This window comes from Nitrosospira sp. TNL300, from assembly GCF_055385915.1.
Genome location: NZ_AP041005.1, coordinates 524,596 through 545,473 on the forward strand (window position 1 = coordinate 524,596; position 20,878 = coordinate 545,473).

The window sequence follows — 20,878 nt, forward strand, 5'->3', positions numbered from 1 at the left end:
CCATACATGAAAAGATACTGTCTTTGGAGGACATGGACGATTACGATGAGGAAGGAGGCGGGGCAATTTGAGCAATGACTATACCATTAGGATTGTCCATCAATCCATGACACTCCCCAAGGCATCCAATCTGTTTTTATTTCTTGCAGAGAACGGTATTCGTCTCTTATAGAGTGAGGGGCAGCCGAACAATAGCACAGCTACCCTCTCCCAATTGACTTCCTAATTTTTCGCCTGATCGACCAGTTTGTTCTTTTTGATCCACGGCATCATATCTCGCAGTTTGGCGCCCACCTGCTCGATCTGGTGCTCGGAGGCGAGACGGCGGCTGGCTTTGAGCATAGGTGCGCCAGCGCGATTTTCAAGGATGAATTCGCGGGCATATTCCCCCGTCTGAATCTGACGCAGAATTCTGCGCATTTCTGCCCGCGTGGCATCGGTGATCACGCGAGGGCCGCGCGAAATGTCTCCATACTCGGCGTTGTTGGAAATGGAGTAGCGCATGTTGGCGATGCCACCTTCATAGATCAGGTCAACGATCAGTTTGACTTCGTGCAGGCATTCGAAATAAGCCATCTCCGGCGCGTACCCGGCTTCCACCAGGGTCTCGAAGCCCGCCTGAATCAAGGCGGTCAAGCCGCCGCACAGCACGACCTGCTCGCCGAACAGATCGGTTTCGGTTTCCTCGCGGAAATTGGTCTCGATCACACCGCCCCGAGTGCCGCCGTTGGCAGCCGCATAGGAAAGCGTCAGGTCGCGCGCCCTGCCGGATTTATCCTGATGCACCGCGATGAGTGAAGGCACACCTCCGCCCTGGAGGTAGGTCGAGCGTACCAGGTGCCCCGGCCCCTTGGGGGCAATCATGATGACGTCCAGATCTTCCCTGGGCGCCACCTGGCCATAATGAATATTGAAGCCGTGAGCAAAGGCAAGAGTAGCGCCTTTCTTGAGGTTGGGTTCGATTTCGGTTGCGTAAACGGCAGCGATCTGCTCATCGGGCAGCAGGACCATCACGACGTCTGCATCCTTTACCGATTCAGCCACCTCTTTGACGGTAAGGCCGGCCTTTTCCGCTTTGCCCCAGGAAGCCCCCTCCTTGCGCAGGCCAACTGTTACCGTCACGCCGGAATCGCTCAGATTATTGGCGTGGGCGTGCCCTTGCGACCCGTAGCCGACAATAGTGACCTTCTTGTCCCGAATGAGCGACAAGTCGGCGTCTTTATCGTAATAAACGTTCATGATTTCCTTTATGTTCAAAATAGAAAAGCGCCGTTAACCGCCCAGCCCGCAAGGCTCGGCTCTTCCCGGCGCAACCGTTGCTAGATTTTGCTAAACCTTCAATATCCGTTCGCCGCGACCGATGCCGGATGCACCGGTGCGTACCGTTTCCAGAATGGTCGTGCGATTCATGGCTTCGATGAATGCATCGAGCTTGGAACCCGTACCCGTCAATTCGATCGTGTACGACTTATCGGTGACATCGATGATGCGGCCGCGAAAAATATCAGCCATGCGCTTTATCTCCTCGCGATCATTATCCATCGCCCGCACCTTGATCAGCATCAGTTCGCGCTCGATGTGATTGCCCTCACTCAAGTCAACCACTTTGACCACTTCGATGAGTTTGTTCAGTTGCTTCGTGATCTGCTCGATCACGTCGTCAGACCCGGTTGTGACCAGTGTCATGCGAGACAGGGTGGAATCTTCAGTGGCGGCGACGGTAAGCGATTCGATATTGTAGCCACGTGAAGAAAACAGGCCGGCGACGCGAGACAAAGCGCCCGCCTCGTTTTCCATCAAAAGTGAAATGATATGCCGCATATTTATTTTTATACCAGGATCATTTCAGAGAGACCTTTGCCGCCCGGCACCATCGGGAATACATTTTCGGTCTGGTCGGTGACGAAATCCATGAACACCAGCCTGCCCTTGAGCTTGAATGCCTCCTGCAAGGCAGCTTCGACATCGCCGGGCTGCTCGATTCGCATGCCGACATGCCCGTAACTCTCCGCCAGCTTCACGAAATCAGGCAGCGCGTCCATGTAAGACTCCGCGTAGCGGTTGCCATGGAAGAATTCCTGCCACTGCCGCACCATTCCCATATAGCGGTTATTCAGGTTGATGATCTTGAGCGGAAGGTGATATTGCTTGCAGGTCGACAGCTCCTGGATGCACATCTGGATGCTGGCTTCGCCAGTAATGCAGGCCACGTGCGCACCTGGATTAGCCATCTGAACACCCATGGCTGAAGGCAGGCCGAAACCCATTGTTCCAAGCCCTCCGGAATTGATCCATCGCCGCGGCAGGTCGAATTTGTAAAATTGCGCTGCCCACATCTGGTGCTGACCAACGTCCGAGGTAATGAAGGCATCGCCGTTCGTTACCTTGTAGAGTGTTTCCACCACCATCTGTGGTTTGATGATCGCGCTTGTGCGGTCATACCGGAGACAGTCGCGTTCGCGCCATGAATCGATCTGGGCCCACCAGGCGTCAAGGGTGCTCTGGTCGGGCTTTTCCTTGCGCAGTTCAAGCAGCTTGATAAGCTCATCCAGCACATCGGAGACATTGCCGACGATGGGCACATCCACCTTGACCCGCTTCGAAATGGATGAGGGATCGATATCGATGTGGATGATCTTTCGATCCGGATTGTAGAAATGCTTGGGGTTGCCGATGACGCGATCATCGAAACGGGCGCCTACCGCCACCAGCACATCGCAATGTTGCATCGCCATGTTGGCTTCGTAAGTGCCATGCATACCCAGCATGCCGACAAACTGACGGTCTGTTGCGGGATAACCGCCCAATCCCATCAAAGTATTGGTGCAGGGAAAGCGCAACAGACGCACGAGTTCCGTCAACCGAGCAGCGGCATTGCTGAGGATGACTCCCCCTCCGGTGTAGATCATTGGACGCCTGGCTTCCAGGATCAGTTGAACTGCTTTTTTGATCTGACCGGCGTGCCCTCGGATATTCGGATTATAGGAGCGCATTGTGACACGCTCGGGATAAACGAATTTTGTTTTCTGCTGGCTCACGTCCTTTGGGATGTCGACCAGCACCGGACCGGGACGTCCTGTCGAAGCGATATAGAACGCTTTCTTGATGGTGGTGGCAAGCTCTGCGACATCCTTCACCAGAAAGTTGTGTTTCACGCAAGGACGCGTGATGCCCACGGTATCGACCTCCTGGAACGCGTCCAGACCGATGGCATGGGTGGGCACTTGGCCGCTGATGATGACGAGGGGAATCGAATCCATATAGGCAGTGGCGATGCCGGTCACGGCGTTGGTCACGCCTGGTCCGGAGGTGACCAGTGCCACTCCCACCTTGTTGCTGGAGCGGGCATAGCCGTCCGCGGCATGTACCGCGGCCTGTTCGTGCCGCACCAGGATGTGCTTGACCTTATCCTGCTTGAACAATTCGTCATACAGGAACAGCACAGCGCCCCCGGGGTAGCCGAAAATATGTTCTACCCCTTCCTCTTGTAAGCAACGCACCGTAATTTCGGCGCCCGTCAATTCCGCGCTCATGCTTTCCTGCGTTTCAAGATGTTGAATATCGGCAATATATGTTGGGTTAAACATTGAACAGTAACGGTTAGGTAACTTTTGGTCAACAGGTTCGAATATGGAATCAACAGGTATGCGAGGCAATCTCAAATGCGCTAAAACCGTTATCCGCCGCACAATTTGCAAACGGTTCAGGAATGACAGATCAGGAAGCCATGAATCAGAGCAGGGCGGATCTCAAGACCCTGCTTCTGAAGAACACACGCATACAACCGCAGTATCGGGCCGTAACGTCACGATACTTGATTCTGCGCTCCACGAAGGAATGAAAAGCTTAACTTTTACTATCCTTTTCATCCCCTTTTCGATACGGACATGAGGGCTTGATGCAATCCGCGTAAAGTGAAAGCGAATGCTCGTGTATGGCAAATCCGCGTTCGCGGGCAATCTTAATCTGACGCTTCTCGATTTCAGCGTCATAAAATTCTTCCACTCTGCCGCATTGCAGGCAGACCAGATGGTCATGATGGGCATCGCTGGCAAGCTCAAACACTGCCTTGCCGCCTTCAAAATGGTGGCGCTCGAGCAACCCGGCCTGTTCAAACTGGGTCAGTACCCGGTAGACCGTAGCCAGACCGATATCATCGCCTTCGCTGATGAGCGTTCTGTAAACATCTTCCGCGGAGAGATGCCGAACAGGACTGCTTTCGAACAGGTTCAGTATTCTAAGGCGCGGCAGCGTAGCCTTCAAGCCCATGGTCTTAAGATTGCTCGGGTTACTCATAGTGCATCCAATCGTCAAGTTATTTGCTGTATCATATAACGTTAAGTTTGCTTTGGAAACCTACGTCGCCGCGATGCGCGCAAGAATTATCACGTTGGCTGTTCTGCTGCTCGCGGGGTGTTCATCGGTTCCTTCCTTGCTCTACAAGATAGAGATTCAGCAGGGGAATGTCATTACCCAGGAAATGGTGAACAAGCTGAAACCCGGCATGACTCGTTCGCAAGTACGCTTTGCGCTGGGCTCGCCCATGATCAGTGATGCGTTTCATGAAAATCGCTGGGACTATCTATATCGGTTTGAGCAGAGGGGAAAGCTGGTCGAGCAGAGAAAGCTCACGATCTTTTTTGAAGACGATCATCTGGTGCGTATCGACGGTTCGTTCACTACTCCGGTTGCCTTTCTTCAGTCTCAGCCTCAGGCGCCGGAAGCAGGTACTTCGCCTGAATCAGCCGTGTCGCTCGGTGGGGCAGCTATAGAAAAGAGCGACAGTTCGATCCCCGCTCCAGTGCCCACCGGGGTGCCGCTTTCAGCACCTCCTTCGGCGCCTGTTTCGGGCGGCGCCGAAACAATGGGCACTGTACCTGCCTTGCCCGTCTCTCAACCTCCTTCCCCGGCGGCATCCCTCTCAGCCGGTTCGGCCGAAGTTTCTTCGAGTGCTGCTTCAGAGGCGCCCGTGGTGGAGAAGCCGGGACCGAGGCAAGTACCCTCGCGGGCGACGGATACTGGAATTATGGATGCAGATCAGCCAAAGGAATAGGACAATTTTGCAAGTCAGTTTATCAGAAGGAATGCCGACATTGAATATTGCTGTGGCTGGAAGCTCCGGGCGCATGGGACGCGCTTTGCTGGAGGCTGTTGAACGGGCGCCGGATCTACGCTTGAGCGCCGCCCTCGAGCGGAGCGGGAGCCCTTATCTTGGAAAGGATGCGGGAGAGTTGATCGGCGCGCCCTGCGGGATTGAAATTACCGATAACGTTGATACGGCGCTTGATGGAAGCGAAGTGCTGATAGACTTTACCCGCCCGGAGGGAACGTTACTTCACGTTGCTCGTTGCCGTGAGAAAAACATAAAAATGGTAATCGGCACAACCGGTTTTTTGCCCGAGCAGAAAGAAGCGCTCAGAGCTGCCTCCCGAGACATTGCCATCGTACTGGCGCCTAATATGAGCGTGGGCGTGAATGTCACGCTGAAACTGCTGGAGACGGCGGCCAGGGTCCTGAATGAGGATTATGACATAGAAGTTATCGAGGCCCATCATCGCCACAAGGTGGACGCTCCTTCCGGCACTGCGCTGCTGATGGGCGAGGTAGTGGCAAAAGCTCTGGGTAAAGAGCTTTCCGGGGTCGCCGTTTACAGCCGCGAGGGCCATACGGGTGAGCGGGTGGCAGGTTCCATCGGCTTTGCCACTGTTCGCGGTGGAGATATCGTGGGGGATCATACCGTCATGTTCGCGGGAATCGGCGAACGTATCGAAATTTCGCATAAGGCAAGCAGCCGCGCGACATTTGCCGAGGGCGCGTTGAGAGCTGCCCGCTTTCTCGCGGATAAACGCAACGGCATGTTCGACATGCAGGACGTGCTGGGGCTGAGGCAGTAAACGGCGGCTTTAAGTCCTCGCATTCCGACGCTACGCTGCCGGTTCATTGAAGCATCGTCCTTTTGGACGTATAATTTCCAGATTTGAAGCGGCGCGAACAGAACCTGGCGCTGTTTCTGCCTTGCCCCCAATTCCCAGGAGCCTTCGTGTCACAACATTCGTATGCCGTCCTTGCGCTTGCTGACGGCACAGTTTTTCGCGGCATATCCATCGGCGCGGAGGGCATCAGTACAGGGGAGGTGGTCTTCAACACCTCGATGACGGGATATCAGGAAATTCTCACGGATCCATCCTACTGCCGCCAGATCGTTACCCTCACTTATCCCCATGTAGGCAATACAGGCACCAATCCGGATGACGTGGAGTCCGGCAATATCGATCGGATACATGCTGCCGGGTTGGTAATAAGAGATCTGCCGTTGGCCTCCAGCAACTGGCGTGAGACGCAGACGTTGCCGGAGTATCTCAAGCAGCAGGGAGTGGTCGCCATTGCCGACATCGATACCCGCAAGCTCACCCGCATTCTGCGGGAAAGGGGCGCTCAGGCAGGTTGCATTATCGCGGGTCAACCGGACGAAGCGGAGGCGCTGAAGCTGGCCAGGGAATTTCCTGGTCTTGCAGGGATGGACCTGGCCAAAGTGGTAAGCTGCCTGCAGCCTTATGAATGGAGCGAAGGGGAATGGCGGCTTGGGCAGGGTTATCCGGTTCAATCTCCTCCCCGTTTTCATGTTGCAGCCATGGATTTTGGAATAAAGCGGAACATTCTGCGCAAGCTCGCGCAGCGCGGGTGCCGGGTCACCGTATTTCCCGCGCAGACAACCGCCGATGAGATTCTGGCATCGCAACCTGATGGAATATTCCTTTCGAATGGACCGGGTGATCCCGAGCCTTGCGACTACGCTATCGAGACAACCAGAAGACTACTGGAAAAGGAAATACCGATTTTCGGCGTGTGCATGGGTCACCAATTACTGGGACTTGCAACAGGCGCCAGAACCATAAAAATGAAATTTGGCCATCATGGCGCCAATCACCCGGTTCAGGACCTGGAGACGGGAAAAGTGATCATAACCAGTCAGAATCACGGGTTTGCAGTGGATACGGCTACTTTGCCGGCAAATGCAAGAGTTACGCATTTATCTTTATTCGACGGCAGTTTGCAAGGATTTGAGCTGGCAGGAAAGCCTGTATTCTGCTTTCAGGGGCATCCCGAAGCGAGTCCGGGTCCACACGACCTGGACTATCTGTTCGATAAATTTGCAGGATTGATGGAGGGAAAACGGACGAAAGCGATATGAAGCCGGGAAGCTGCCCGTTCTTTCCCGTTTTCGTTCCTCCAACTTATGCCTAAACGTAACGACATCAAGTCTATCCTTATCATCGGCGCGGGTCCCATCATCATCGGGCAGGCGTGCGAGTTTGATTATTCCGGCGCTCAGGCGTGCAAAGCGCTGAGGGAAGAGGGTTACCGGGTCATTCTGGTGAATTCCAATCCCGCCACGATCATGACGGATCCCGAAATGGCCGATGTGACCTACATCGAGCCTATCATCTGGCCCATGATCGAAAAAATCATTGCCGTTGAACGCCCGGATGCGTTACTGCCCACCATGGGTGGGCAGACAGCATTGAACTGCGCGCTGGACCTGGCGAAGAACGGCGTGCTGGAGAAATACGGAGTCGAATTGATTGGCGCTTCGCGCGAAGCAATCGACAAAGCCGAGGATCGCGAAAAATTCAAGCAGGCCATGACAGGCATCGGTCTGGGTTCTGCCCGCTCCGCAATTGCCCATAGCCTGGAGGAAGCGCTGCAGGTCCAGGCAATGGTGGGTTATCCCGCCATTATCCGTCCATCATTCACGCTGGGGGGTACTGGCGGCGGTATCGCCTATAACCGCGAGGAGTTTCTCGATATCTGCGAGCGCGGGCTGGAAGCTTCCCCGACGAGGGAACTGCTGATCGAGGAATCAGTTATCGGCTGGAAAGAGTTCGAGATGGAAGTCATACGCGACAGGAATGACAATTGCATTATTGTCTGCGCCATCGAAAACGTCGATCCCATGGGTGTTCACACAGGCGACTCCATCACGGTTGCACCCGCGCAAACGCTGACGGATAAGGAATATCAGATCATGCGGGATGCCTCGATAGCGGTCCTGCGCGAAATCGGGGTTGAAACCGGCGGTTCCAACGTGCAGTTTGCCATCAATCCGGAGGATGGGCGCATGTTCGTGATTGAAATGAACCCCCGGGTTTCACGCTCATCTGCCCTGGCTTCAAAAGCCACCGGATTCCCCATTGCCAAGGTGGCAGCCAAGCTCGCCGTGGGTTACACCTTGGACGAACTCAGGAACGATATTTCGGGTGGCGCAATGCCGGCATCCTTCGAACCGTCCATAGATTACGTCGTTACCAAGATACCGCGGTTTGCCTTCGAGAAATTTCCCCAGGCCAACGATCGCCTCACCACCCAGATGAAATCGGTGGGAGAAGTCATGGCCATCGGACGGACGTTTCAGGAATCTCTGCAGAAAGCGCTGCGCGGGCTGGAGATCGGGGCTGATGGACTGGACGAAAAAATGGCCGATATTGAAACTGTCGAGGCCGAACTGGCATACCCTGGTCCTGAACGGATCTGGTATGTTGCGGACGCCTTTCGCTGCGGCATGGCATTTGATGAGATACATGCGCACACCCACATCGATCCCTGGTTTCTGACGCAGATTGAAGATTTGATACGGCAGGAACGGTCGGTTGCGGGAACAGCGCTGGATGCGCTTGATTTTTCCACGTTCCGCAAGCTGAAACGCAGCGGCTTTTCGGATCGGCGACTTGCCCGACTGATGAATGTGACACCTGAGGCGGTCCGCTCAAGGCGCCATCAACTCAATCTGCGCCCGGTGTACAAGCGCGTCGATACCTGCGCGGCCGAATTCGCGACATATACGGCCTACATGTATTCCACTTATGAAGAAGAATGCGAAGCGCTGCCAAGCGATAATAAGAAAATCATGGTGCTGGGCGGGGGACCTAACCGCATCGGTCAGGGTATCGAGTTCGACTACTGTTGTGTCCACGCCGCTCTGGCTTTGCGCGAGGATGGTTTCGAGACCATCATGGTCAACTGCAACCCTGAAACGGTTTCGACCGATTACGATACGTCCGACCGTCTTTATTTCGAACCTCTGACGCTGGAGGATGTGCTCGAAATAGTAGCCGTCGAGAAGCCTTTGGGTGTCATCGTGCAATTCGGGGGCCAGACTCCGCTGAAGCTTGCGCGCGATCTCGAGGCAAATGGCGTGCCGATCATCGGCACCAGCCCGGATATGATCGATTGCGCCGAGGATAGGGAGCGTTTTCAGAAGATGCTGCACCAGCTTGGGCTGAAACAGCCACCCAACCGTACTGCGCGGACGGCGGAGGAGGCACTCGCTGCGGCGGAAGAGATCGGTTATCCGCTGGTGGTACGCCCGAGCTATGTATTGGGCGGGCGGGCCATGGAAATCGTCCATGAGCAGGCGCACCTGGAGCGTTACATGAAAGAGGCGGTAAAGGTCTCGCACGACTCTCCGGTGCTGCTGGATCATTTTCTGAATGATGCGGTGGAAGTGGACGTGGATGCGGTTTCGGACGGAGAGAACGTCCTGATCGGGGGTATCATGGAGCACATCGAACAGGCGGGCGTGCACTCAGGCGACTCAGCCTGTTCGCTGCCTCCCTACAGCTTATCTGCCCGGTTGCAGGACGAGTTGCGCCATCAGACTGCGGCAATGGCACGCGCACTCAACGTAGTGGGCCTGATGAATGTGCAATTCGCCATCCAGAACGATGTCGTCTACGTGCTGGAAGTCAATCCGAGAGCGTCCCGCACGGTACCTTTCGTCTCCAAGGCTACCGGCATCCCCTTGGCAAAAATATCCGCCCGCTGCATGACAGGGTTGAGCCTGGTTCAGCAGGACGTGGTTCGTGAGGTAATCCCGGACTATTATTCGGTCAAGGAAGCTGTCTTCCCTTTTATCAAGTTCCCCGGCGTGGACACCATACTCGGGCCCGAAATGAAATCGACCGGTGAAGTGATGGGAGTGGGGCAGACATTTGCAGAAGCCTTCGTCAAGTCCCAACTGGCGGCGGGAGTGAAACTTCCACGAAGCGGGAAGGTCTTCATAAGCGTACGCCACGCGGATAAGCCGCGCGTGGTTGAAATCGCCCGCAATCTTGCTCAGTTAGGGTTTACGCTTTATGCTACCCGGGGTACTGCCGCGGTTCTAAGTGCGGCAGGCCTGTCCGTGACGCCGGTAAACAAGATGGCGGAAGGACGTCCCCACATTGTAGACATGATCAAGAATGGGGAGATGGACTTGATCATCAATACAGTGGAAGACAAGCGGAGCGTTCACGACTCCTACTCGATTCGCCACGCGGTGCTACAGGCGCGGGTGACATACTATACTACGTTAGCCGGGGCGCGAGCCGCCTGCATAGGCATGGCAAACATGCAGGAATTGCACGCCTACGGGTTGCAGCAACTCCACGAATCGGGGGAAGGGGCCTTGCTGAACGCCGCTTCCTGAAGTGAGAACTTTGAGTTCAAATTTTGAATTGCCCAAGGAGGTCGTGCTCCGGTATAGCAATATCGAACAACAGGCACACCCGATCCAGAACAGGTAGCAGAAGAGACTATGAGTACAATTCCCTTGACAGTGACAGGCGCGGGAAAACTGCGCGCCGAATTGCATGAGATGAAAACAGTTCATCGTCCCGCTGTGATTGCGGCCATTGCGGAAGCTAGATCCCATGGTGACCTTTCCGAAAACGCCGAATACGAAGCGGCCAAGGAACGTCAGAGTTTTATCGAAGGACGTATCGCTGAGCTTGAGAGCAAGCTCTCCAATGCACAGATCATCGATCCGACGACGCTGGATGCAGATGGAGCCTGTGTATTCGGTGCTACCATCGATCTGGAGGATGTCGAGTCTGCCACAACCGTTACTTATCAGATTGTCGGGGATGATGAAGCGGATATCAAGGAGGGAAAGATTTCCATCAGTTCCCCTATCTCTCGCGCTCTGATAGGCAAATATCCGGGGGATGTGGCTGAAGTGATGGCGCCAGGCGGGGTGCGGGAGTACGAAATTCTCGATGTGAGATACATTTGAGAATGCTCCCAGGCGCGGGAGCCAGGAACTCTCGCACTTTACCTTGAATTTGAATAATTTGAATATATAGGTCCTGTCCGAATGTGTTCTCTCTGGGACACGTTCCTCCGGATGCGGATAGGGGAATCTATATTAGCCCAGATCGGAGCGGCCAGGGCCAGTGGGCACTTTGGTTGATCCATTGCCAGTAGATTCATCTCCGGTTTGCTTCAGTTCTTTATTTTTTCGGGTTCAGGACGGTAAATCACCAGCATCTTGCCGATGTGCTGCACCGGTGCAGCGTTGAGGCGTCCGCAAATTTTCTCAAGTAACGCGTTTCTTATTTCCCAGTCGTCACTCGCCACTTTGATTTTGATCAACTCGTGGCTTTTAAGTCGCTGATCCAGCTCGTTCACCACGTTGTCCGATAAACCGGCTGCGCCTATCCAGACGACCGGTTTGAGAGCGTGCGCCCGAGCCTTGAGCCCGCGTCGGAAATCTGGAGTAAGTGCTAACATATCTTCTTTCACGACCACAGTTTACGCGATGAAGCGGACCAAAACCAGCAAAGCCTGGATGAAGGAGCATGTGAATGACTTTTTTGTCAAGCAAGCGAAAAAGGAGGGCTACCGCTCACGCGCGGCCTATAAGCTAATGGAGATCGCCGAACGCGATCGCTTGTTCAGGCCGGGCATGACGATAGTAGACCTTGGCGCCGCTCCCGGCGGGTGGTCGCAGGTAGCGGCGGAGAAACTCACGGGGAAGGGTAGGCTGGTTGCCGTGGATATCCTGGAAATGGCGCCCATATCCGGCGTAACCTTCATTCAGGGAGATTTCAGCGAGGCGTCTGTCCTGGCCGAATTGAAGGAACAATTGAAGGATTTGCCTGTTGACCTTGTAATTTGCGATATGTCGCCTAATATAACGGGCATAGGGATAATTGATCAAACGCGTGGCATGCATCTGGCGGAGCTGGCTCTCGAGTTTTGTACCGAGCGGTTGAACTCTGGCGGCAACTTCCTCGTCAAAGTGTTTCAAGGTTCTGGTTTTGACGAGTTTTTTCGCGCGATGCGCGCTACATTCAATCGGGTGGTAACACGTAAACCTCTGGCATCACGGGGTCGGAGCAGCGAAATCTATTTGCTGGGACTGGGGAAACGGGATTGAACGTTCCCGGCTCACAGGCCAGCGCAGATAAATATGGATATATAGGGAGATTGCAGATCCTCACGCGAACCTGGAGGCTGGTAGCAGGGATAACGGCTATTCTAAATCTAGAAATGGGTTTAGAATGAAACATTCGAGTATTTTGACGGCGCAAGCCAAGGAGCTACTTTGAACAATCTCATTAAAAACATGGCCATCTGGCTGGTGATCGCTCTTGTGCTGATGACGGTGTTCAATCAGTTCAGTACACGACAGTCGGGGCAAGCACCGATGGAATATTCCCAGTTCATCGACGAGGTGAAGCAGGGCAGGATCGCCAAAGTAACTATTGAAGGCCGCACGCTGAAGGGTACGAAAACCGATGGCAGACGTTTTACGACGTACACGCCCTCGGATCCGTGGATGGTGAGCGATCTGCTTAAGGCGGGCGTCATCATAGATGCCAAGCCGGAGGAAGAACCTTCTCTCCTGATGAATATCTTCGTTTCCTGGTTCCCCATGCTTCTGCTGATCGGGGTATGGATTTTCTTCATGCGGCAGATGCAGGGTGGGGGTCGTGGCGGCGGCGCTTTTTCATTCGGGAAAAGCAAGGCGCGCATGCTCGACGAATCCACCAACCAGGTGACGTTTGCCGACGTTGCAGGTTGTGAAGAAGCCAAGGAGGAAGTTTCCGAGCTGGTGGAATTCCTGCGCGATCCCAGCAAGTTCCAGAAACTGGGAGGGCGTATTCCGCGCGGCGTGTTGATGGTGGGAAATCCGGGTACGGGTAAGACGCTCCTGGCGCGTGCTATTGCGGGTGAAGCCAAGGTCCCCTTCTTCAGTATTTCAGGCTCCGATTTTGTTGAAATGTTTGTGGGGGTAGGTGCAGCCCGAGTGCGCGATATGTTCGAGCAAGCGAAGAAGCATGCTCCCTGCATTATTTTCATTGACGAGATCGATGCAGTGGGGCGTCAGCGCGGCGCGGGTCTCGGGGGTGGCAATGATGAGCGCGAACAGACGCTCAATCAGTTGCTGGTGGAAATGGATGGTTTCGAGGGAACTGCCGGCGTGATTGTCATTGCAGCCACCAACCGTCCGGATGTGCTCGACCCCGCGCTGTTGCGTCCTGGCCGTTTCGACCGGCAGGTGACGGTGCCGCTCCCCGATATACGGGGCCGTGAGCAGATATTGCACGTGCATATGCGCAAAGTGCCGATCGCGCCCGATGTACATGCTGAGACCCTCGCCCGCGGAACTCCCGGGATGTCCGGAGCCGATCTCGCCAATCTGGTGAATGAGGCGGCCCTGTTTGCTGCACGCAGCAATAAGCGGCTCGTCGACATGGAGGATTTTGAGCGGGCCAAGGACAAGATCTTCATGGGTGCGGAGCGCAAATCTGTTCTGATGCCGGAGCGTGAGCGGCGCAACACTGCCTATCATGAATCCGGGCATGCGGTGGTTGCCCAGTTGTTACCCAAGACCGACCCGGTACACAAGGTTTCCATTATCCCACGGGGGCGGGCACTGGGCGTGACGATGCAACTGCCGACCGAAGACCGTTTCAGCATGGACCGTGAGGAAATCCTGCAGAATATTGCGGTTCTGTTCGGTGGCCGTATCGCCGAGGAAGTCTTCATGGGCCAGATGACGACCGGCGCATCCAATGATTTTGAGCGTGCGACAGAGATGGCGAGACGCATGGTCACCCAGTGGGGCATGTCTGATTCGCTTGGCCCGATGGTTTATGGCGAGAACGAGGGAGAAGTGTTTCTGGGCCGTTCCGTCACAACCCACAAGAATGTCAGCGAAGCGACCATGCAGAAGGTGGATATAGAAATTCGACGCATCATCGATACGCAGTACACTCTGGCGCGCAAGCTGATCGAAGAAAACCGCGATAAGATCGAGGTTATGGCCAAAGCGCTGCTGGAATGGGAAACCATAGACGCGGAGCAAATCGGGGATATCATGGAAGGCCGTACGCCCCGGCCTCCCAAGCCAAGCAGGGCTGCTCCAACGCCGCCCAAGGATAATGCCCCCCCGGCGGCGCCTGCACCCACAGCGACACCAGCACAGGAAGCTTAAGCAAGGAAGTTGCTATGATGCAGTAAACAATGAAAAAGGCGGTTCATCCCGCCTTTTTCATCTGTCTTTTTCGTCCCATCTTTTTCACGCCGCCTTTTCCAGTTCATAGAGAAGAAAACTACTCCGCAATGGTGAGTCCTGGTGTCACTATCTTCTATCCCGCCTGTAGAAATTTCCATTTCCCCTCATCGCCCTCTTGTGATGGGCGTTGTCAACATAACCCCTGATTCCTTTTCGGATGGCGGCTTATTCGCTTCGACTGAGCATGTCCTCAGTCATGCTTTCCGCCTGATCGAAGAAGGGGCAGATCTGCTGGACATCGGCGGTGAATCAACGCGTCCTGGCAGCACTCCGGTTTCTGTTGAAGAGGAATTACGCCGGATTATCCCGGTAGTGAAAGAACTGGCAAACCAGAATGTGCAGGTTTCGGTCGATACTTCCAAACCCGAGGTCATGCGAGCTGCCATCGCCGCGGGGGCAGTGATGATTAACGATGTGAGGGCGCTCCAGATCCCCGGTGCGCTGGAGGCGGTCGCAGAAGGAGGTGTGACGGCTTGCCTCATGCATATGCAGGGCGAACCCGCTAATATGCAGGTCAATCCCCAGTATGATGATGTAGTGCATGATGTCAAGGCTTTTCTGAAGCGGCGTCTGGAGGCTGCGCAAGCCGCAGGTATTCCGTCGGAGCGACTGGTAGTCGATCCGGGCTTTGGTTTTGGTAAAAACCAGGTTCATAATATCGAACTATTACGCCATCTCGATCAGTTTCTCGATCTTGGAGTACCGCTGCTGGTAGGTTTCTCGCGCAAATCGATGCTGGGAAAAATCACGGGCAGTGACATAAATAGCCGGATTCATGCCAGCATAGCAGCAGCGCTGATAGCGGCGATGAAGGGTGCGGCCGTCTTCCGGGTGCACGACGTCCGGGCAACCCGAGATGCGCTCGCCGTTTATAATGCCGTTTACGACCGAGGTTCTGCACGGGAGAATGCATCATACGCTCACTTCACGGTGGAAACCCTCAGTTGAATTCAATTCATTTCGATAACCAATGGATCTCATCCAATGACAAGAAAATATTTTGGAACTGACGGCATACGTGGACGCGTAGGAGAAGCACCTATCACACCCGAATTCGTGATACATCTGGGTTATTCTGCCGGCAAGGTTTTGACCGCCTCGGACTGGCATCTTTCAAAAGGAGAGCGTCCGGCAGTATTAATCGGCAAGGATACACGCATATCAGGCTATATGCTGGAATCAGCGTTACAGGCAGGGCTTTCTGCGGCTGGGGTGGATGTCCTGCTTTCAGGGCCTATGCCCACTCCCGCGGTTGCCTATCTCACCCGTGCCCTGCGTTTGCAGGCAGGTATCGTCATTTCGGCTTCCCACAATCCTTTCGAGGATAACGGCATCAAGTTTTTTTCTGCTCTTGGCACCAAATTACCCGATGCGACCGAGCAGGAGATTGAAGCGGGATTGAACGCGCCTCTCAAGGCAATGCCCTCGGCGCATCTCGGAAAAGCGCGGCGTGTCAATGATGCAAGAGGACGCTATATCGAGTTTTGCAAAAGCACTTTTCCAAATCACCTCGATCTGCGGGGCCTGCGGATCGTGGTCGATTGCGCCCACGGCGCCACATATCAGATTGCCGGTCCTGTACTGCACGAACTGGGCGCCGATGTGGTGGCAATTGGAATCCATCCCGACGGTCTCAATATCAATCACGAGTGTGGCGCAACGCATAGCGCCACCCTGCAGGAGGCAGTCCGGCACCATCAGGCAGATATCGGGGTGGCATTGGATGGGGATGGTGATCGCGTAGTCATGACTGATGGCGAGGGTGTGCTTTACGACGGCGACCGGTTGATCTACATCATCGCGAAACATCGAAAACAAAACGGGCTGCTCAAGGGGGGCGTGGCGGGTACGCTCATGACGAATCTGGCGATTGAAAACGGTTTAAAGAAACTGAATATTTCTTTTGCGCGCGCGAATGTCGGCGATCGCTATGTGCTGGAGCTGCTGCAGAAAAAAAATTGGCAGCTGGGCGGTGAAGGCTCAGGTCACATTATCTGCCTTGACAAACATACCACGGGTGACGGAATCATTTCGGCATTACAGGTACTCTATGCAATGCGTGATTCCGGCAGGACCTTGACCGAGCTAGCCTCGGACGTGACGCTCTATCCGCAGCAACTGATCAATGTCAGGGTGCCCAAGGGATTTGATGCGCACAGCAATTTCGCCATCAAAACCGCTCAGTCAGAGGCCGAGCGCGATCTCGATACCACAGGCCGAGTACTTCTGCGTGCTTCGGGTACGGAACCGTTGATAAGGGTAATGGTAGAAGGCGAGTCTGGGCAGAAAGTCAAACACTGGGCGGAGAAAATAGCAGAGGTTGTGCGAAATGCGGCGGCAGCCGAAAGGGCGGTTGAAAAGGCCGTGCCGGATTGAATCAAAGGACGTTTTGCCTCTTACCATGATTAAAGTTTTTTCTACCAGTTCTTTTTGAGAAAATTAATTCATGGAGAAATTCACCTTATCTGTACCGTATCTGCTCTGTATCTGCTCCGGGTCCCAGGATGTCACAAAAACGTAATATTCATGACCTAGCATGACGGTGCTGAGAAAAGCATGGTCTGTTTAATTGAACGGGGAATGAAATGTTGAAATCATTGAGTGGGGCGGGACTGACAATGTCAGCGGTGTTGGGCGCAGTGTTGAGCGTCGCCAATATTTTCATGACTGCCGGCGCGAATGCAGCGGGACTGGTTAAGATAGATGGCTCAAGCACCGTTTTTCCCATTACCGAGGCGGTAGCGGAAGATTTCCAGAACGCGAAGAAAGGAGCGGTAAGAGTAACCGTCGGTATCTCCGGTACTGGTGGAGGTTTCAAAAAATTCTGCCGCGGCGAAACCGATATCGTGAACGCTTCCCGTCCCATTCTGCAGAAGGAAATGGAGGAATGCAAAAAATCCGGTATCCAGTATGTTGAAATGCCGGTAGCATTCGATGCGTTAACGGTGGTGATCAATCCCAGGAATGACTGGGCAAATACACTCACCGTGGCTGAGCTGAAGAAGATCTGGGAACCCGAAGCACAAGGTAAAATCACCAGATGGAACCAGGCTAATCCGGCATGGCCCGATGAAAAACTGAAGCTCTACGGAGCGGGCGCTGATTCGGGCACTTTCGACTACTTTACCGAAGCGATCGTAGGCAAAACCAAGTCCAGCCGGGGTGATTTCACTGCTTCCGAAGATGACAACGTACTGGTGCAGGGAGTCGCCAGCGACAAGAACGCACTTGGCTTTTTCGGTTTTGCCTATTATGTTGAAAACCAGAAGAAGCTCAAAGCTGTGGCCATCGATTCGGGAAAAGGCCCTGTGCTTCCCTCCGAAAAAACAGTGGAAGATGGCAGTTATCAGCCTTTATCCCGCCCGATTTTCATTTACGTGAATATTAAATCGGCGGAAAAACCGGAAGTCAGGGAGCTGGTCGAGTTTTACATGAAAAATGCGCCTGAACTGGTGAAAGAAGTGAAATTTTTTCCGCTGCCACCGCAAGCCTATAGCACCAATCTTGAACATCTCAATAAAAAGAAGGTGGGAACCGTTTTCGGCGGACGAACGGAAACGGGTGTCAGGGTAGAAGAACTGCTCAAGCGCGAAGCGAGCCTATAACGGCGGGTTCGTCTTCAGGACCCTGATTCGAAGTTCCTGTTTCTATATGTGGATGCGAGTGGCGCGCAAATGCATCATTTCGCATCCCCGTTTTCCATTCGCCTTGAATTTTCCCCAGAATCTCCTCCAACCCCGGATATAAAGCTGTTTTTCCTGGCAGGTAAATCGCCCGCTACCACCTCCACTCCGCTGAATCCTGTAAAATCAGGATTTTTAAGTCAGTCCTTATTTATCAAAAGGAGAGGCCGTGGCCGTAGTTCGTTTGCCGGATGGTTCGAAGCGTGTGTATGAGCATCCTGTAACGGTGGGTGAAGTTGCAGCTTCGATAGGCGCCGGGCTGGCTCGTGCTGCGCTTGCAGGCAAGGTGAACGGCAAGCTGGTCGATCTTTCCACCCGTATCGAAAATGACAGCGATGTGACCATCGTTACGGAAAAAGATGCGGAAGGGCTGGAAGTCATTCGTCATTCCAGCGCCCATTTGCTGGCGCATGCGGTGAAAGAATTGTTTCCGGAAGCGCAGGTCACGATTGGACCGGTAATCGAGGACGGCTTTTATTACGATTTTTCCTACAAACGGCCATTCACCCCCGAAGACTTGGCGGCAATCGAGAAACGCATGGCTGAAATCAGCGTGCGCAACCTGAAAGTCGAACGCCAGGTTTGGGATCGATCCGAGGCGATCAATTTTTTCAAGAACCAGGGCGAACACTATAAGGCGCAGATCATCGAAGCCATTCCCGGCGAGGAGGACGTTTCCCTGTATTCTCAGGGAAATTTTACTGATTTGTGCCGCGGTCCCCATGTCCCCACCACATCCCGCCTGAAGGTTTTCAAGCTGATGAAGCTTGCGGGCGCTTATTGGCGCGGCGATTCGCATAACGAAATGCTGCAGCGGATCTATGGCACCGCATGGACCAATAAAGACGATCAGAACGCCTATCTGCGCCGTCTTGAAGAGGCGGAAAAACGCGATCACCGCAAGCTCGGCAAGCAACTGGGCCTGTTTCACCTTCAGGAAGAAGCGCCTGGTATGGTGTTCTGGCACCCGAAGGGATGGGTTATCTGGCAGCAGGTCGAACAGTACATGCGGGACATCTTCCGCAATAACGGCTATCTTGAAATCCGCACGCCCTCCGTACTGGACAAGGGTTTGTGGGAGCGTTCCGGACACTGGGAAAACTTCCGCGAGAATATGTTCGTAACGCAGGCCGAAGACCGGGAATTTTCCGTCAAGCCGATGAATTGTCCGGGGCATGTGCAGGTGTTCAAGCAGGGGCTGAAAAGTTATCGCGACCTGCCGCTTCGACTCGCGGAATTCGGTTCCTGTCACCGTAACGAGCCCTCCGGTGCGCTGCATGGGATCATGCGGGTGCGAGCGTTCACTCAGGACGACGCTCACATCTTTTGCACAGAGTCCCAGGTGCAAGATGAGGCTGTCCAGTTTATCGATCTGTTGCAGAAGGTTTACAATGATTTTGGCTTTAATGACATCCTGGTGAAACTTTCCACCCGTCCCGCAAAGCGCGTGGGTTCCGAGGAGCAGTGGGACAAGGCGGAAGAGGCGCTGCGATCCGCGCTGAATCACAAAAACCTCATCTGGGAACTGCAACCCGGTGAAGGCGCGTTCTACGGGCCGAAAATAGAGTTTTCGCTCAAGGACAGTATCGGTCGCATCTGGCAGTGCGGCACCTTGCAACTGGATTTTTCCATGCCGGAGCGTCTCGGGGCAGAGTTTGTGGCTGAGGATAACTCCCGGCAGATACCGGTAATGCTTCACCGCGCAATCCTCGGCTCACTGGAGCGTTTTATCGGTATTCTTATCGAAAATCATGCGGGAGCATTGCCGTTATGGTTATCGCCGGATCATGCGGTCGTACTGAATATCTCGGAAGGGCAGGCCGATTACGCCAGAGAAGTGACCGAAGAACTCAGGCGGGCCGGTATTCGAGCGTATGCGGACTTGAGAAATGAAAAAATAACTTATAAAATACGGGAGCATAGTCTGCAAAAACTGCCCTATCAAATCATCGTGGGTGATAAGGAGGTGGCAGCGCAGAGGGTGGCTGTACGTACCCGCACTGGCTCTGACCTTGGTCAGATGACATTGCCGGCCCTGGTGGACCGGCTTGAGGAAGAGATCCGCACCCGCGCTGGGGCGGCTTGATTTACTAATAGATTCTGGGAGTTGCTATAGTTCAGGAAAAAGCAGCACGCATCAATTACGAGATTACTGCACCCGAGGTGCGCTTGATTGGTGTAGATGGAGAGCAGATAGGTATAGTCCCTCTGGCAATCGCCAACAATCTGGCGGAAGAAGCGGAGGTGGATTTGGTTGAAATCGCACCTACCGCTAAACCTCCCGTATGCCGCCTGATGGATTACGGGAAATTTCGGTATCAGGAAAGCAAGAAAAAGCACGAAGCCAAGCTCAAACAGAAACAGATCCAGATAAAGGAAGTCAAGTTTCGTCCCAATACCGACGAGGGTGATTACAACATCAAGCTGCGTAATCTGATCACCTTCCTGGACGAAGGCGATAAAGCCAAAATTACCCTCCGCTTCCGCGGTCGGGAAATGGCGCATCAGGAATTTGGAGTGCGGTTGCTGGAGCGGATAAAAGGCGATCTGGAATCGCATGCGGTAGTGGAGCAATTTCCCAAAATGGAGGGACGCCAGATGGTGATGGTGTTATCTCCACGAAAGAAAGAAGTAAAGAACTCCCAGGAAGTAAAAACCCCCAACCCAAAGGAAACAAAACCAACGACTGCCACAGAAAGCCAGCCTGAGCGGCGCTAAACGCACTCATTTTCCATCAATTTCAGGTTCATCCGGTACCGGATCTGTACCTGTCCTGTTGGATAGAAATCGGGGGAGGCGAGCCGGGATATAGCGTCCAGGATGGGGAGCAGGTATGGTGATTTCCTGTCGGTCT

Annotated in this window: 17 protein-coding genes; 12 read left to right on the forward strand and 5 right to left on the reverse strand. The window is 54.1% G+C overall.

What is annotated here, in order from left to right; all coding sequences use genetic code 11:
• Positions 1 to 222: 222 nt before the first annotated feature.
• The 4 genes from ilvC to fur form a co-directional block, all read right to left on the reverse strand.
• A complete protein-coding gene (ilvC, locus tag ACZ5BW_RS02350; RefSeq protein WP_464542156.1) occupies positions 223 to 1,239 on the reverse strand; it encodes a ketol-acid reductoisomerase in 1,017 nt (338 codons plus the stop codon).
• Positions 1,240 to 1,329: 90 nt separating this feature from the next.
• Entirely contained in the window at positions 1,330 to 1,821 is a 492-nt protein-coding gene (ilvN, locus tag ACZ5BW_RS02355) for an acetolactate synthase small subunit (RefSeq protein WP_464542158.1), read from the reverse strand.
• 8 nt (positions 1,822 to 1,829) lie between these two features.
• Complete coding sequence (locus tag ACZ5BW_RS02360; protein ID WP_464543753.1) at positions 1,830 to 3,533, reverse strand: acetolactate synthase 3 catalytic subunit; 1,704 nt, start codon at positions 3,531 to 3,533, stop codon at positions 1,830 to 1,832.
• Between the two features lie 313 nt (positions 3,534 to 3,846).
• Positions 3,847 to 4,296 carry a ferric iron uptake transcriptional regulator gene (fur, locus tag ACZ5BW_RS02365; protein WP_464542160.1) on the reverse strand — a complete coding sequence of 150 codons (450 nt, stop codon included), beginning with the start codon at positions 4,294 to 4,296 and terminating at the stop codon, positions 3,847 to 3,849.
• 52 nt (positions 4,297 to 4,348) lie between these two features.
• Here fur and ACZ5BW_RS02370 point away from each other — a divergent pair, with 52 nt between their 5' ends.
• From ACZ5BW_RS02370 to greA, 5 genes are all read left to right on the forward strand, one after another.
• Positions 4,349 to 5,053 (forward strand): outer membrane protein assembly factor BamE, encoded by a 705-nt coding sequence (locus ACZ5BW_RS02370; RefSeq protein WP_464542162.1) that lies wholly within the window; start codon positions 4,349 to 4,351, stop codon positions 5,051 to 5,053.
• A gap of 31 nt (positions 5,054 to 5,084) precedes the next feature.
• Positions 5,085 to 5,894 carry a 4-hydroxy-tetrahydrodipicolinate reductase gene (gene dapB / locus ACZ5BW_RS02375; protein WP_464542164.1) on the forward strand — a complete coding sequence of 270 codons (810 nt, stop codon included), beginning with the start codon at positions 5,085 to 5,087 and terminating at the stop codon, positions 5,892 to 5,894.
• Between the two features lie 146 nt (positions 5,895 to 6,040).
• Positions 6,041 to 7,192 (forward strand): glutamine-hydrolyzing carbamoyl-phosphate synthase small subunit, encoded by a 1,152-nt coding sequence (gene carA / locus ACZ5BW_RS02380; protein WP_464542166.1) that lies wholly within the window; start codon positions 6,041 to 6,043, stop codon positions 7,190 to 7,192.
• 45 nt (positions 7,193 to 7,237) lie between these two features.
• Complete coding sequence (gene carB / locus ACZ5BW_RS02385; protein ID WP_464542168.1) at positions 7,238 to 10,465, forward strand: carbamoyl-phosphate synthase large subunit; 3,228 nt, start codon at positions 7,238 to 7,240, stop codon at positions 10,463 to 10,465.
• Between the two features lie 108 nt (positions 10,466 to 10,573).
• Complete coding sequence (greA, locus tag ACZ5BW_RS02390) at positions 10,574 to 11,050, forward strand: transcription elongation factor GreA (protein WP_464542170.1); 477 nt, start codon at positions 10,574 to 10,576, stop codon at positions 11,048 to 11,050.
• A gap of 209 nt (positions 11,051 to 11,259) precedes the next feature.
• On the opposite strand, the gene yhbY is transcribed toward greA, so the two are convergent.
• The gene (gene yhbY, locus ACZ5BW_RS02395; RefSeq protein WP_464542172.1) at positions 11,260 to 11,547 is read right to left on the reverse strand and encodes a ribosome assembly RNA-binding protein YhbY; all 288 of its coding nucleotides are present in this window, start codon (positions 11,545 to 11,547) and stop codon (positions 11,260 to 11,262) included.
• Between the two features lie 28 nt (positions 11,548 to 11,575).
• Between yhbY and rlmE the strand changes: the two genes are divergently transcribed.
• The 7 genes from rlmE (at position 11,576) to infC (ending at position 20,742) form a co-directional block, all read left to right on the forward strand.
• Positions 11,576 to 12,196, forward strand: coding sequence for a 23S rRNA (uridine(2552)-2'-O)-methyltransferase RlmE (gene rlmE / locus ACZ5BW_RS02400; protein ID WP_464542174.1), 621 nt, complete (start codon positions 11,576 to 11,578; stop codon positions 12,194 to 12,196).
• A gap of 168 nt (positions 12,197 to 12,364) precedes the next feature.
• Positions 12,365 to 14,260, forward strand: a complete 1,896-nt coding sequence (gene ftsH, locus ACZ5BW_RS02405; protein ID WP_464542176.1) for an ATP-dependent zinc metalloprotease FtsH — start codon at positions 12,365 to 12,367, stop codon at positions 14,258 to 14,260.
• Between the two features lie 201 nt (positions 14,261 to 14,461).
• Positions 14,462 to 15,289 carry a dihydropteroate synthase gene (gene folP / locus ACZ5BW_RS02410; RefSeq protein WP_464543754.1) on the forward strand — a complete coding sequence of 276 codons (828 nt, stop codon included), beginning with the start codon at positions 14,462 to 14,464 and terminating at the stop codon, positions 15,287 to 15,289.
• 36 nt (positions 15,290 to 15,325) lie between these two features.
• Positions 15,326 to 16,717 (forward strand): phosphoglucosamine mutase, encoded by a 1,392-nt coding sequence (gene glmM, locus ACZ5BW_RS02415; protein ID WP_464542178.1) that lies wholly within the window; start codon positions 15,326 to 15,328, stop codon positions 16,715 to 16,717.
• Between the two features lie 209 nt (positions 16,718 to 16,926).
• Positions 16,927 to 17,946, forward strand: a complete 1,020-nt coding sequence (locus tag ACZ5BW_RS02420) for a PstS family phosphate ABC transporter substrate-binding protein (RefSeq protein ID WP_464542180.1) — start codon at positions 16,927 to 16,929, stop codon at positions 17,944 to 17,946.
• A gap of 247 nt (positions 17,947 to 18,193) precedes the next feature.
• On the forward strand, positions 18,194 to 20,110 hold the full coding sequence (thrS, locus tag ACZ5BW_RS02425; RefSeq protein ID WP_464542182.1) for a threonine--tRNA ligase: 1,917 nt from the start codon (positions 18,194 to 18,196) through the stop codon (positions 20,108 to 20,110).
• A gap of 77 nt (positions 20,111 to 20,187) precedes the next feature.
• The gene (gene infC / locus ACZ5BW_RS02430; protein WP_464542184.1) at positions 20,188 to 20,742 is read left to right on the forward strand and encodes a translation initiation factor IF-3; all 555 of its coding nucleotides are present in this window, start codon (positions 20,188 to 20,190) and stop codon (positions 20,740 to 20,742) included.
• Positions 20,743 to 20,878: the final 136 nt, after the last annotated feature.